Raw genomic sequence first — 12,637 nt, 5'->3', positions numbered from 1 at the left:
ATGGGGCGGGCACAGGGAGCGGAGGAGCGGGCACGGGTCGGGCACGGTCGGCGGGCCCCTGGAGAGCGTCCGGGGGTCCGCCGCTACTTCGTCGGCTTCTTGCCCGTGATGCCGAGGTGGACGAGCAGCGCCAGGTTCGGCCTGAGCTCGGCCTGCTTGACGCCCCAGGCCTGGAAGCCCTTCTGGTGCGAGGCGACCGCGGCCAGCATCGCGACCAGCGAACCGGCCATCGCCGCGGGGCTCACGTCCTTGTCGACCTTGCCCTTGGCCTGGAGCTCCTTCATCGATTCCGTGAGGGAGTTGGTGACCGAGTTCAGGATCTTCATGCGGATCTTGTAGAAGCGCTTGTCGCCCTCGGCCGCGCCGAGGTCGACGACCCGCAGGATCGCGTCGTTGCGGCGCCAGAACTCGAGGAAGCCTTCGACGAGTTCCTCGGCGGCGGCCCACCCGGACTTGCCGACCCAGGTCCGGCCCTCGACGAGCGACGTCAGCTGCGCGCCCTCGCTGGCCATTTGTTCGGCGATCTCCAGGACGGCGCCCTCGACGTCCGGGAAGTACTGGTAGAAGGTCGCGGGGGAGGTACCGGCCTTGCGGGCGACGTCGATCACCTTGACGTCGCGGTACGGCGAGGAGCTGAGCATCTCGCTGAGGCAGTCGAGCAGCTTCTGCCGCGTCGCCTGGCCGCGCCGGCCGGCGACACGCCCGTCGACGGTGCGTACTTGTCCTGTCATGCCGTCAGCTTACCGAGGGGTGATCGGCGCGCTATTCGGCCGCCTGCAAATGGGGTTACGGGGTCCCTGGCCTGGGCGGAAGGCGGAGTCGGGTGATCAAGGAGGCGCATTCAGGCCGGGAGACCGGTCCTGTGCGCCCCCTGCGCGCCCCCTGTCCGGTCGTCGGCGAGCCGCAGCCCCGCACCGGTCGCCCCCGGGCCACGGGCCCGGGCGTGTCGCCCGGTTCCGCGAGGTTTCCCCCGAATAGTCTTATCAACAGGCTGTGGACAAGTTTTCGGGCAGATCATGGCTGGGAGAGGTGGGAGGGTACACACCCCCGCACAACGGAAGGAAACGGGCCCATGGCCGCATTCGCGGAAGGCGCACCCTGCTGGGTGGACGCCTCGCTTCCGGACATCGAGGCGGGCAAGCGCTTCTACGGCGAGCTCTTCGGGTGGACCTTCACCGAAGGGGCGGGCGCCGAGTACGGCCACTACACCCAGGCCTACAGCCGCGGCCGCAACGTCGCCGCCCTCGCCCCCAAGCCCGACGGCCGCATGCCCACCGTCTGGGGGATCTACCTCTACACCACCGACGCGTACGCCTGCGCGCAGCGCATCCGCGCCGCCGGCGGCCAGATGGTCATGGACCCGATGCCGGTCGGCCCGTACGGCACCGCCGCGATGGCAGCCGACCCCGGCGGCGCCGTGTTCGGCCTGTGGCAGCCCGGCACCCACCACGGCTTCGACGTCCAGCAGGAGCCGTACTCGTACTGCTGGAGCGAGGTCTACACACGGGCCCGCGACGCCGTCGACGTCTTCTACGCCAAGGTCTTCGGCTACGTCCCCCAGGACCAGGACGACGCCGGGGTGGAGTACCGCATCTGGTCCCCGCCCGGCCGCGCGCCCGGCACGGAGACCGCCGTCCTGGGCCGCAGCCTGATCACCGACGCCTTCCCGGAGATCATGCCCGCGCACTTCCTCGCCTACTTCGCCGTCCCGGACTGCGATCAGTCGGTCGCCACGGTGCAGCGGCTCGGCGGCCGGGTCACCGCCGACCCCTTCGACACCCCCTACGGCCGGATCGCGGTCGTCGCCGACAATCAGGGGGCGGTCTTCGGACTGCTCTCGGAACCCCGGACGAAGCCTGACGCGTAGGCCTTCCCGGACGGACCGCCGAGCAGATCACACCGCCCTCCTCGACGTGCCGGGGCCGGACCGGGTCCGGGCCTGACAGAATCGGGGTTGCTCGACCCGGGTGGCGCCCGGGGTGAGACGCTGCACGGGGCAGGGCCCCGTGCCGGTGGAAGCGGGCCCGGTGAGTGGCCCGTACGGGGATGGGTGTGGAGGCGAGTGGTGGAGCAGCTGACGCAGCACGACCCGAGACGGATCGGCCCCTTCGAGGTGCTGGGACGGCTCGGCGCCGGCGGCATGGGGCTGGTCTATCTCGCGCGGTCCGCTTCCGGACGGCGGGTCGCGATCAAGACGGTGCGCACCGAGCTCGCCGAGGACCAGCTCTTCCGCGTGCGCTTCACGCGCGAGGTGGAGGCCGCCCGCGCCGTGTCCGGCTTCTACACCGCGGCCGTGGTCGACGCCGACCCGCGTGCCGCCGTGCCGTGGCTGGCGACCGCGTACGTCCCGGCGCCCTCCCTGGAGGAGATCGTCAACGAGTGCGGGCCCATGCCCGCCCAGGCCGTACGGTGGCTCGCGGCCGGTATCGCCGAGGCCCTGCAGTCCATCCACGGCGCCGGCCTGGTCCACCGCGACCTGAAGCCGTCCAATGTGCTCGTCGTCGAGGACGGCCCGCGCGTGATCGACTTCGGTATCGCGAGCGGGGTCTCCAACACCCGCCTGACCATGACGAACGTCGCCGTCGGCACCCCCGCCTACATGTCGCCCGAGCAGGCGAAGGACTCGCGCAGCGTCAAGGGCGCGTCCGACGTCTTCTCGCTCGGCTCCACCCTCGTCTTCGCCGCCACCGGGCACCCGCCGTACCACGGGGCGAACCCGGTGGAGACGGTCTTCATGCTGCTGCGCGAGGGCCCGAACCTGGAGGGGCTGCCGGCCGAGCTGCGGCCGCTGATCGACTCCTGCATGCAGATGGACGCCACGCTCCGGCCCACCCCGGCCGACCTGCAGGCACAGCTCGCCCCGCACCTGTTCGACGGCGGTGACGACAGCGGGACCGCCTCCGCGTGGCTGCCGGCGCGGGCCGTCGCGATGATCGAGGCCCGGCGCGCGGGGCACCGTACGCCGCCCGCCCCCGTGGTGCCGGCGCCCGGCCCGGGCTCCGGGGGCCGGGGAGCGGCCTCCGAGGCCGCCACGCACCGCCGCCCGCGCGGGGTCGACTCCTGGGTGGACCCGCGGACCGGCCAGGCCGTCCCGCAGCGCCCGCACCACCCGCCGATGTCCCCGGTGCCCTCGGGCGAGCCCGTGCGACTGGGCGGCTCGCCCGTGCCGATCGGGCCCGGTCCCCGCGCGACCGCCGCGGCCCCGGCCGCGCACGCCTCGTCCTCCGCCGCGGATTCGGCGACCGGCTGGATCCGCCCGCCCGGCGGGTCGGTGGCCACCCCCTCCGCGGTGCAGCCCGTACCGAGCCCCGGGCCGTCCCCGGACAGCGGCCGCTGGCGACCGTGGCGCTTCCGCATGTCCAACGAGGTCTGGGGCACCCCGACCGTCGCCGGGAACCTGCTCTACGTGACCTCCTTCGAGGTCCACGCGCTGGACGTGGCGAGCGGCCGCCGCCAGTTCAAGACCCGCGACGTCGCCTGGTCGATGGCGGTCGCCGACAACCGGATCCATGCCTCCGACGGCCCCTCCCTGTACGCGCTCGACGCCGGCGACGGCTCCGAGCGCTGGCGGCTGTCCACCGACGCCTGGGTGTACGCGCTGCGCGCCGAGCGCGGCACGGTCGTCACCGCCACGCGCGGGGGCGGCGTACAGGGCCGTGAGGCCTCCAACGGCCACAAGCTGTGGGAGCTGACCGGCGCGCAGAGCGACTTCGAGACCGCGGAGGCGGCCCCCGTCCTGCACGACGGCACGGTGTACGTGTGGCAGGACGCGCGGCTGCGCGCGCTGGACGCCCGGACCGGCCGAGAGTCCTGGTCGTACCCGGTCGGTGACGCGGCCTCCTGCGGCAACGTGCCGGTCCGGGTCACCCCGGCGGCGGACGGGAACGTCTACGTGGCCGCCGGTACCCGGGTGATCTCGGTGGACCGGGCCTCGGGCCGGGTCCGCTGGCACTTCGAGGCCCCCGCGGTCTTCCTGGCGCCCCCGGCCTTCGCGCCGGGCGCGGCCGTCACGGGCGGCGGGGTCTACCTCGTCGACTACCTGGGCACCGTCTACGCCCTCGACGCGGCCACCGGCCAGGACCGCTGGCGGATCGCGACGGAGGCACGGCAGTCCTCGGACCCGGTGGTCGTCGCGAACGGCAACGTCCACCTGGGCGCGGGCAGCGCGCTGTACACGCTCGACGCGGTCACCGGCACTCCGAAGTGGCGGTTCGCGGCGGGCGGCGAGATCACCGGCCTCCCGGCGGTCGCGGACGGCCGCGTGCACTTCGGTTCGGCCGACCACTGCCTGTACACGCTGGACGCGGCGGGCGGCCAGCTGCGCTGGAAGCTGGCCACCGGCGGCGAGATCACGGGCGCCCCGGTGGCGGACGCCGGAGTGGTCTACGCATGCAGCAAGGACCGCTGCGTGTACGCCCTGGACGCGGCGAAGGGCACGGGCACCCGGACGAGCGGCTGACCTGCCCGGAGGCGGGGCTGCGGCCCCGCCGGGTAGCGCACTGCACCGGGAGTGACAGGATGGACCCCATGAGCAACGTCTACTTCGACATCACCATCAACGGCGCCCCCGCCGGCCGCATCGTCTTCGCCCTCTTCGACGAGGTCGTCCCGAAGACGGCGCGCAACTTCCGCGAGCTGTGCACCGGCCAGAACGGCTACGGCTACGCCGGCTCGGGCTTCCACCGCGTCATCCCCCAGTTCATGCTGCAGGGCGGTGACTTCACCAACCACAACGGCACCGGTGGCAAGAGCATCTACGGCGAGAAGTTCGAGGACGAGAACTTCCAGCTGAAGCACGACCGCCCGTACCTGCTGTCGATGGCGAACGCCGGCCGCAACACCAACGGCTCGCAGTTCTTCATCACGACGGTCGTCACCTCGTGGCTCGACGGCAAGCACGTCGTCTTCGGCGAGGTCGTCTCGGGCCAGGAGCTCGTGGACCAGATCGAGGCCCTGGGCTCCCAGTCCGGTGCCCCCAAGGGCAAGGTCGAGATCGCGGCCTCCGGCGTCGTCGACGCCGCCTGATCCCCACCCGCCAGTCAGGCCGGTCGGCCCCGCCCCCTCCGGGGGGCCGGGGCCGCCGCCATGTCCGGGCCGGGTCCCCGTCGGGCACGGAGTCCCGGGGGACGGGTCCCGGACGGCCGTCAGACGGGCGTCGTCGGGGGGAGCGGGCGGTTGGTGCGGGCGGGGCGGCCGCGCATGACGGCTGCGCCCAGGAGGATCAGCGCGCCCGCGCCGAGGGCGTTGGCGAGGCCGTCACCGAGGCCCGAGCTTTCGCCGCCCACCGAGAGGCTGCCGACGGCCTGGCCCTGGCGGACCATCCACAGGATGGTGAAGCCGAGCACGACCACCCCCGCCAGCGCCATCAGCAGCCGCGAGCGGAGCAGCACCGCGCACAGCGTGAGGACCGCGGCGAAGAGGTACGGGAGCAGGACCGAGGCCAGCAGGGCGGAGCCGTGATCGGTGATCCCGGCGGAGGTGAAGAGCTCCTGGACGCGGTAGTCGCGTCCGAGACGGCCGTCGTACCAGGCACGGAAGGGGCTCCAGACGGCGGCCGCCGCTCCGATCAGACCCATCAGGGAGCCGAGTACGTTGCGGAGCATGCCCGGCCCTCCGGGATAGGGGTCTCGGTCCCGACGCTACGCCCGGCCCCCGCGGCCCGCACGCCAGGACCCGGGGCCGATCGGGTCCCCGTACGCCCGATGCGGGGTGCGACGCGCCTGGTAGCGTGACGCGCCGTTGTCCCCGGGGGAGAGGTTCGGGCCATGGCGGCTGGACGTCGTATCAGGTTCACCGCGGTGCTGGTGGCGGTCGTGTTCGCACTGACCGGCTTCTCCTCGCACGGCGGAAGCAGCAGCAGCGGGAGCGGTGGCAAGAGCGGCAGCAAGAGCAGCAGCAAGAGCAGCGGCGGCGGGTGCTCCAGCTCCAAGAGCAAGAAGAAGAGCCACCGGAGCGGCAGCAGCAACAGCACGGCCACGGCCGCCGCGTCGCCCTCCCGGAGTGCGAGCGGTGCCCCGGCCACGGCCGTGGTGGTCACCTGCGTCGGCGGCACCCCGCCGGTCACCACGATCAGGCTCACCTCGAACCTGGACCGCAGGGCGACCTTCGTGGTGAACCTGTACCGGGAGGGCGCGGGCGGCGCCGTCGTCGAGTCGACCGAGGTCAGGGCGACTCTGGAGGCCCGTGAGACCCGTACGGTCGAGGTGGCGCTCAAGGAGCCCTCGCGCGCGGGCGAGGTCACCACGTGCAGGCTCGACCGGCCCGTCGAATCGTCCGGCACCGGGACGCCGGGCCCGGCGTCGACCACGTCGGACGGCTCCGGGCCCACGCCGAGGGCCACGCCCAAGTCCACCCCGAAGAAGCCCGGCCCGAAGTCCACGCGCAAGCCCTGAGGCCCGGCCCGCCGGGCGGGTCAGCGCAGCCTGTGCTCCGTACCGGGCCTTCGCGAGGCGAACAGTTCCGCCTGCCGCTCCGGCGCCAGGTTGCCCAGCGCGATCAGCGCCGGGGCCTGCGCCAGGGCCTGCTGGAGCGCGGCCTGTTTCGCCGACCACAGGGCCCGTACGGTGCCCTGTACGGCTTCTGTCGGGAAGCCGGCCAGGGTTTCCGCCGCCCGCAGGGCCGCCGGGAGCAGCGCGTCCGGCGCGGTCAGTTCCGAGACGAGCCCGATCTCGTGGGCCCGGCGCGCGGAGAGCCGCTCGGCCGTGCCCATGAGGGACATCCGGGCCGCCTCGCCGAAGGGCATGCGCTGCGCCATGTAGACGGCCTCGTAGGCGCTGACCATCCCGTAGGCGGTGTGCGGGTCGAAGAAGGTGGCGGTGTCGGAGGCGATCAGGAACTCCGCCTCGCCCAGCAGGTAGAACGCCCCGCCGCAGGCCATGCCGTTGACGGCGGCGACGACCGGCTTCCACAGGTCGCCCGCCTTGGGGCCGATGGCGATCAGCGGGTCGTCGGCCGAGTAGGGCGAGGCGGGCTGCGGAACGTCGACGCCGCGGTCGATGCCGGTGCAGAAGGCGGCGCTGCCGGCGCCCGTCAGCACCACCGCCCGCACTTCCTCGGCGAACCGGAACTCCCGCCATACCGCGCTCAGTTCGGCCGCGGTGGCCAGGTCGACGGCGTTGTGACGGTGTTCCCGGTCGAGGGTGACGACCGCGACCCCGGTCGCCTTGTCCCGTTCCACGCGCACGGTCACGACTTCTCCAGGACCCAGCGGGGCACGGCCATGCCGCCGGTCTCGGTGAAGACCACCTGGACGCGGGCGCCGATGCGCAGCCGGCCTGGGTCCACCGAGTCGAGCGGGGCGTCGGCCGAGGTCACCAGGTTCCCGGCGAGCCGGATGTGCGGGGCGTCGGCGAGCTCCACGAGGATCACGTTGTACGGGGCCTGGGCGGCGTAGGCCGGCAGCAGCGGCGGGTGCGGCCGGACGTACGACCAGATGCGGCCGCGGCCGCTCATGCGGCGCCACTCGCTGTCGAAGGACCGGCAGTGCGGGCAGCAGGGGCGGGGCGGGAAGCGCAGCCGGCCGCAGGAGGTGCAGGCCTGGACGCGGAGCTCGCCCCGGGCGGCGTACTCCCAGAAGGGGGCGCCGTCCTCGTCGGGGACGGGCAGCAGCAGCGCGTCCGCCGCGGCGGAGGTGGTGGTCATGGGGTCAGCTCCTCAGCAGGATCGCGGACGTCGGGACTCCCTCGCCCGCCGTCACCAGGCAGGTCGCGGCGTCGGGCACCTGGGCGGTGGAGACGCCGCGCAGCTGTTTGACGCCCTCGTTGATCAGGTTGAAGCCGTGCACGTAGGCCTCGGACAGGCCGCCGCCCCCGGTGTTGATGGGGAGCCGGCCGCCCATCTCCAGGGCGCCGCCCTCGGTGAAGGCTGCCCCCTCGCCGCGTCCGCAGAATCCGTAGCCCTCCAGCGAGAGCGGGATCAGCGGGGTGAAGGCGTCGTAGATCTGGGCGACGTCCACGTCCTGGGGTCCGAAGTCGGCCTGCTTCCACAGGTGGCGGGCGGCGGTCCAGGCGGGCCCGGACAGGGGGTCGTCGTTCCAGTAGTTGACCATGCCGTGGTGCTGGGCGGGCAGGCCCTGGGCTACGGAGTGCACGTAGACGGGCTTCTGGCGGCAGTCGCGGGCACGCTCGGCGGAGACGATCACGCAGGCGAGCGCGCCGTCGGTCTCCAGGCAGTTGTCGAAGAGGCAGAGCGGGTCGCTGATCATGCGGGAGGTCATGTACATCTCACGGGTCAGCGGGCGTTCGTACATCATCGCGGCCGGGTTGGCGTTGGCCCGGTTGCGGCAGGCCATGGCGACGTTGAAGAGGTGGTCGCGGGTGGCGCCGTACTCGTGCATGTAGCGGCGGGCCAGCATGCCGATCTCGTCGGCGGGGCGCAGCAGGCCGAAGGGTCTGGTCCACTGGCCGGGGGTGGGCAGCTGGACGGCGGTGTTCTTCCAGGGGCGGGGGCCCGAGCCGCGCTTGCGGGAGCGCCAGGCGACGCCGACGGTGGCCTGGCCGGTGGCGACGGCGGAGGCGAGGTGGCCGACGGTGGCGCAGGAACCGCCGCCGCCGTAGCCGATCTTGGAGAAGAAGGTCACGTCGCCGGCGCCTATGGCCTTGGCGACCTCGACCTCGTCGGTCTCCTCCATGGTGTACGAGGAGAAGGCGTCGACCTCGGACGGCTCTATGCCGGCGTCGGCGAGGGCCGCCAGGATGGCCCGGCAGGCGAGTTCCTTCTCGGACTGGGGCAGTTGTTTCGCGAAGGCGGTCTGGCCGATGCCGACTATCGCCGTCGCGTCCTTGAGCGTTGCAGCCATCGCCACCTCCGGGGTGCGCCAGTACTGACAGCCGCGAAGGCTACAGCTAATCTGACGGATAGTCAGCTACTGGGTCTGCGGGAAGGTGGCACGCATGGGCGACTACGGGCGCGACGACCGGAACGACCTCCGGCACGGCGACCGGCGCGAGGACGTACGCGGAGACCTGCGCTGGGGCAGCATCGCCGGGCTGGTCCGGGCGGCAGCGGCACAGTACGCCGACCGCGAGGCCGTCGTCGACGGGCGCGCCCGGATCAGTTACACGCAGCTCGGCGAACGCGTCGAGCGCGCCGCGGCCGCCTGCATCGCCGCCGGGACCGAGCCCGGCGACCGGGTCGCCGTCTGGGCGCCCAACACCCTGGAGTGGATCGTCTCCGCCCTCGGCGCCGTCTCGGCGGGCGCCGTGCTCGTCCCCCTCAACACCCGTTTCAAGGGCGCGGAGGCCGCGTACGTCCTGGAACGCAGCCGGGCCCGGCTGCTCTTCGTCACCGGCACCTTCCTCGGCACCTCCTACGTCGCCTCCCTGCGCCGCGCCGCCGCCGAGGGCTCCGGCACCGGCCCGCTGCCCGGACTGCCGCACCTGGAACAGGTCGTCGTCCTCTCCGACGACGCCCCCGACTCCTTCCGCACCTGGAAGGACTTCCTCGCGGGCGGGGACGGCGTACCGGCCGCGGCGGTGCGCGAACGCGCCGCCGCGATCCGCCCCGAATCCCCCTCCGACATCATCTTCACCTCCGGCACCACCGGCAGCCCCAAGGGCGCGGTCATCACCCATGCCCAGTCGCTGCGCTGCTACGACGTGTGGAGCGAGCTCGCCGGACTGCGCGAGGGCGACCGCTACCTGATCGTGAACCCCTTCTTCCACACCTTCGGCTACAAGGCAGGGATCATCGCCTGCCTGATGCGCGGGGCCACGATGGTCCCGCAGCCCGTCTTCAACGTGGACACCGTCCTCGCGAACGTCGCCGCCGAGCGGATCTCCGTACTCCCCGGGCCGCCCACCCTCCACCAGTCGCTCCTCGACCACCCCCAGCGCGCCCACCACGACCTCTCCGCCCTGCGCCTGGTCGTCACCGGCGCGGCCGTGGTCCCGCTCCGGCTCGTCGAGCGGCTGCGCGGCGAGCTGCGCATCGCCACGGTCCTCACCGCCTACGGGCTCTCCGAGGCGAGCGGCATCGTCACCATGTGCCGCCGCGGAGACCCCGCGGAGATCATCTCCGCGACCTCCGGCCGGGCCATCCCGGGCACCGAGGTGGCCATCGTGGACGCGGACGGGCAGCCGCAGCCGGCCGGGCGCACGGGCGAGATCCTGGTCCGCGGCCACCACGTCATGCAGGGCTACTTCGAGGACCCCGAGGAGACCGCGAGGGCGATCACCGCAGACGGGTGGCTGCACACCGGCGACGTGGGGTTCATGGACGGGGACGGGAACCTGCGCATCACCGACCGGATCAAGGACATGTTCATCGTCGGCGGTTTCAACGCCTACCCCGCCGAGATCGAACAACTCATCGGACTGCACCCCGACATCGCGGACGTCGCGGTGATCGGCATCCCGGACCCCCGCCTGGGCGAGGTCGGCAAGGCCTACGCGGTCCGCCGCTCCGGCTCCACCCTCACCGCGGACGACCTGATCGCCTGGTCCCGCCGCGAGATGGCCAACTACAAGGTCCCGCGCGCGGTCGAGTTCGTGACGGAACTCCCCCGCAACGCGAGCGGCAAGATCCTCAAGCGCGAACTGCGCACCGGCTGAGGCGGATTCAGGGGACGAGGCCGCCCAGATCGATGGTCGCGGGGAACGGAACCGCCACCTTGAGCCACTCCCGGTGAATTCCCGTGGCGACGTAGCTCCGGGTGACGGTGTCCAGCTCGTAGACGTGGACGGCGGGACCGCTCTCCTCGTCCTCGACACGCCAGAAGTGGGGAATCCCCGCCTGGGCGTACTTGAAGGGCTTGATGGAGCGATCGCGGTCCGCCGACTCCTCCGACACGACTTCGATCACCAGGGCGACTTCGTCCGGGAGGTACCGGGTGCGGTCGGGGTCGTACGCGACCGTCGCGGCCAGGATGTCCGGTTCGGGGCGGCTCTTCTTGTCGAGTCGGACGGTCATCTCCCGTTCGATCTCGACGCCGTCCGGCGCGGCGTGGCGCAGGCTGAAGGTCAGGTTCTCCACGAGCCGGGAGTGCCAGGACCGCTGCGGGGACATCATGAAGATCAGCGCTCCGTCGATGAGCTCGGTGTGCCGGGGAGCCTGGGGCAGGTGATCGAGGTCATCCGCTTCCCAGCCGCTCGGGCGGGGCGGGAGCATCCATTCGGGGAGCTCGGCGGCCATGGTGTCCTCCAGGGGGTGCTGCTTCAGCCTACTCGGCAGCGCCCTCGCGCACCGGGATACGGCGGCGCGGGCGGGCCCGGCCGGTGACCGCGATGCCCCTCTCCCGAGGGATGCAAAGAATGGTCCCGCGGTCGAAGTCGAACTCCCGGGGAGCGTGACGTGTTGACAGCGGCGGGAATTCCTCGGAACCGGAAAGCGAGTGGGCGGCGCTGCTCGCCGCATACGACCCTCCGCTTCCGGCGGACACCTGGTTCGGCTCCTTGCTCCTGCCGCTGCTCCGGGCCGCCTCCGACGTGCCCACGCTCCGCGGGGTGTACCCGAGCCTCGCCTTGAACTGCCTGGTCGTGCATCGCGGTCGAGTGGGGAGAGCTGATCGAGGTGCTCGCGAGCCGAGGGAACCGCCCGAGCGGTGCCCGCGCGCTACCGGCGGCGGGCCAGGAGGAGCCGCCAGTGGGGGGTGCCGTCCGGGCGGCGGCCGAAGTGGTCCAGGGGGACCGTCTCGACCGTGAAGCCGGCCGCCCGGAGGTCCGTGCGGACCCCGCCGAGCGGGAAGGTGCGGTAGTACATGACGAACGGGGGGCGCCACACCGCGTTGCGCACCCGCATCGCCGCGTCGAAGCCCGTCGTCGCCCACCACACCGGTGAGCCGAGCGGGAGCGGGGCGCCGATCGGGAACGCGAAGAGGCCGCCCTCGCGCAGGGCGGAGTGGATCCCGGCGAAGAGCGCGGGGCGCTCCGACGGGAGGAAGTGCCCGAAGGCCCCGAAGCTGACCGCCAGGTCGTAGCCGTCCGCGAGGGCGGGCGGCAGGGCCCGCGCGTCGGCCCGTACGAAGTCCACGCGCGCACTGTCCGAGCCGTACCGGCGCTCCGCCTCCGCGAGCATGCCCGCGCTGAGGTCGACGCCCGTCACGCGCCCCCGGCACAGCCGGTGCAGCATGGCGATCCCGGCGCCCGTGCCGCAGCACACGTCCAGGCCCGCACCGAAGGTGCCCTCGTACTGGGCGAGGGTCTCCTCGACGGCGTCGAGCATGCGGTCCGGGGTGCGGAAGGGGGTGTGGTCGAACTTCGGCGCGAGGAGGTCGTAGCCCCGCTCGACCGAGGAGAGGCCCTGCACTGCCAGTTCGCGGACGCTCGGCCCGTGGGAGGAGAACACACCCCCAGCCTATGCCGCCACGCACGTGTACGGCGGTCGCGGTGGCTCCCCCTCCGGGCCACCGCGACCGCCGTTCCCCCGTTGAAATCCCCCGTATGTCCTGCGAGCGCTACGGGCGCGGACCGGACGCGTGGTTGTCCAGCGTCTGGATCTCCTCGTCCGCGGCGGCGGCCGGAGCCGCGTCCTTCTCGAGCGGCTTGATCTCGATGCCCGAAGCGTGGTTGTCCAGAGTCTCGATCTCGACGCCCGAGGCGTGGTTGTCGAGCGGCTTGAGGTTCTCGTTCGTCGTCATCGGTTCTCCTGATGGATGGTTAGGGCCGGGCCCGTTCGGCGATTCCCCCGATGACCGCCGAAC

General features: G+C 72.7%; 13 protein-coding genes. 5 read left to right on the top strand and 8 right to left on the bottom strand.

Annotation, left to right across the window (positions count from 1 at the left end):
• Window positions 1–83: 83 nt before the first annotated feature.
• Window positions 84–731 (bottom strand): TetR family transcriptional regulator, encoded by a 648-nt coding sequence (locus OG444_RS17215; RefSeq protein ID WP_327263020.1) that lies wholly within the window; start codon window positions 729–731, stop codon window positions 84–86.
• 341 nt (window positions 732–1,072) lie between these two features.
• On the opposite strand from OG444_RS17215, the gene OG444_RS17210 reads away from it, so the two are divergent.
• The 3 genes from OG444_RS17210 (at window position 1,073) to OG444_RS17200 (ending at window position 5,025) form a co-directional block, all read left to right on the top strand.
• The gene (locus OG444_RS17210; RefSeq protein ID WP_327263019.1) at window positions 1,073–1,867 is read left to right on the top strand and encodes a VOC family protein; all 795 of its coding nucleotides are present in this window, start codon (window positions 1,073–1,075) and stop codon (window positions 1,865–1,867) included.
• Between the two features lie 195 nt (window positions 1,868–2,062).
• Entirely contained in the window at window positions 2,063–4,459 is a 2,397-nt protein-coding gene (locus OG444_RS17205; RefSeq protein ID WP_327263018.1) for a serine/threonine-protein kinase, read from the top strand.
• Between the two features lie 68 nt (window positions 4,460–4,527).
• A complete protein-coding gene (locus OG444_RS17200; protein WP_327263017.1) occupies window positions 4,528–5,025 on the top strand; it encodes a peptidylprolyl isomerase in 498 nt (165 codons plus the stop codon).
• A 119-nt stretch (window positions 5,026–5,144) separates the two neighbouring features.
• Here OG444_RS17200 and OG444_RS17195 read toward each other — a convergent pair whose 3' ends face one another.
• Window positions 5,145–5,603 (bottom strand): hypothetical protein, encoded by a 459-nt coding sequence (locus OG444_RS17195; RefSeq protein ID WP_327263016.1) that lies wholly within the window; start codon window positions 5,601–5,603, stop codon window positions 5,145–5,147.
• Window positions 5,604–5,765: 162 nt separating this feature from the next.
• Here OG444_RS17195 and OG444_RS17190 point away from each other — a divergent pair, with 162 nt between their 5' ends.
• Window positions 5,766–6,392: a hypothetical protein gene (locus tag OG444_RS17190; protein WP_327263015.1), complete on the top strand. Its 627-nt coding sequence runs from the start codon at window positions 5,766–5,768 to the stop codon at window positions 6,390–6,392.
• 20 nt (window positions 6,393–6,412) lie between these two features.
• Here the strand turns inward: OG444_RS17190 and OG444_RS17185 are convergent, their stop codons facing one another.
• Genes OG444_RS17185 through OG444_RS17175 form a run of 3 tightly spaced genes read right to left on the bottom strand, consistent with a single transcriptional unit; the run spans window position 6,413 to window position 8,797 of the window.
• Window positions 6,413–7,189 (bottom strand): enoyl-CoA hydratase/isomerase family protein, encoded by a 777-nt coding sequence (locus tag OG444_RS17185; RefSeq protein ID WP_327263014.1) that lies wholly within the window; start codon window positions 7,187–7,189, stop codon window positions 6,413–6,415.
• Window positions 7,186–7,641 (bottom strand): Zn-ribbon domain-containing OB-fold protein, encoded by a 456-nt coding sequence (locus OG444_RS17180; protein ID WP_327263013.1) that lies wholly within the window; start codon window positions 7,639–7,641, stop codon window positions 7,186–7,188. The genes OG444_RS17185 and OG444_RS17180 overlap by 4 nt, the downstream gene beginning before the upstream one ends.
• 4 nt (window positions 7,642–7,645) lie before the next feature.
• The gene (locus OG444_RS17175) at window positions 7,646–8,797 is read right to left on the bottom strand and encodes a lipid-transfer protein (protein WP_327263012.1); all 1,152 of its coding nucleotides are present in this window, start codon (window positions 8,795–8,797) and stop codon (window positions 7,646–7,648) included.
• A 94-nt stretch (window positions 8,798–8,891) separates the two neighbouring features.
• Between OG444_RS17175 and OG444_RS17170 the strand changes: the two genes are divergently transcribed.
• The gene (locus tag OG444_RS17170; RefSeq protein WP_327263011.1) at window positions 8,892–10,550 is read left to right on the top strand and encodes a FadD3 family acyl-CoA ligase; all 1,659 of its coding nucleotides are present in this window, start codon (window positions 8,892–8,894) and stop codon (window positions 10,548–10,550) included.
• Window positions 10,551–10,557: 7 nt separating this feature from the next.
• Here the strand turns inward: OG444_RS17170 and OG444_RS17165 are convergent, their stop codons facing one another.
• The 3 genes from OG444_RS17165 to OG444_RS17155 form a co-directional block, all read right to left on the bottom strand.
• Window positions 10,558–11,130 (bottom strand): Uma2 family endonuclease, encoded by a 573-nt coding sequence (locus OG444_RS17165; RefSeq protein ID WP_327263010.1) that lies wholly within the window; start codon window positions 11,128–11,130, stop codon window positions 10,558–10,560.
• Between the two features lie 420 nt (window positions 11,131–11,550).
• Entirely contained in the window at window positions 11,551–12,282 is a 732-nt protein-coding gene (locus OG444_RS17160) for a class I SAM-dependent methyltransferase (protein ID WP_327263009.1), read from the bottom strand.
• A gap of 109 nt (window positions 12,283–12,391) precedes the next feature.
• On the bottom strand, window positions 12,392–12,574 hold the full coding sequence (locus tag OG444_RS17155; protein ID WP_327263008.1) for a hypothetical protein: 183 nt from the start codon (window positions 12,572–12,574) through the stop codon (window positions 12,392–12,394).
• Between the last annotated feature and the right edge of the window lie 63 nt (window positions 12,575–12,637).

The organism is Streptomyces sp. NBC_01232 (genome assembly GCF_035989885.1).
GTDB lineage: Bacteria > Actinomycetota > Actinomycetes > Streptomycetales > Streptomycetaceae > Streptomyces.
This window is presented reverse-complemented; position numbering and strand designations above follow the sequence as displayed.

What these genes read in the sequence shown, in the direction of transcription:
- OG444_RS17165 (WP_327263010.1), bottom strand. Translation starts at nt 11,130, where the DNA reads ATGGCCGCCGAGCTCCCCGAATGGATGCTCCCGCCCCGCCCGAGCGGC.
- OG444_RS17170 (WP_327263011.1), top strand. Translation starts at nt 8,892, where the DNA reads ATGGGCGACTACGGGCGCGACGACCGGAACGACCTCCGGCACGGCGAC.
- OG444_RS17175 (WP_327263012.1), bottom strand. Translation starts at nt 8,797, where the DNA reads ATGGCTGCAACGCTCAAGGACGCGACGGCGATAGTCGGCATCGGCCAG.
- OG444_RS17195 (WP_327263016.1), bottom strand. Translation starts at nt 5,603, where the DNA reads ATGCTCCGCAACGTACTCGGCTCCCTGATGGGTCTGATCGGAGCGGCG.
- OG444_RS17180 (WP_327263013.1), bottom strand. Translation starts at nt 7,641, where the DNA reads ATGACCACCACCTCCGCCGCGGCGGACGCGCTGCTGCTGCCCGTCCCC.
- OG444_RS17210 (WP_327263019.1), top strand. Translation starts at nt 1,073, where the DNA reads ATGGCCGCATTCGCGGAAGGCGCACCCTGCTGGGTGGACGCCTCGCTT.
- OG444_RS17155 (WP_327263008.1), bottom strand. Translation starts at nt 12,574, where the DNA reads ATGACGACGAACGAGAACCTCAAGCCGCTCGACAACCACGCCTCGGGC.
- OG444_RS17215 (WP_327263020.1), bottom strand. Translation starts at nt 731, where the DNA reads ATGACAGGACAAGTACGCACCGTCGACGGGCGTGTCGCCGGCCGGCGC.
- OG444_RS17190 (WP_327263015.1), top strand. Translation starts at nt 5,766, where the DNA reads ATGGCGGCTGGACGTCGTATCAGGTTCACCGCGGTGCTGGTGGCGGTC.
- OG444_RS17200 (WP_327263017.1), top strand. Translation starts at nt 4,528, where the DNA reads ATGAGCAACGTCTACTTCGACATCACCATCAACGGCGCCCCCGCCGGC.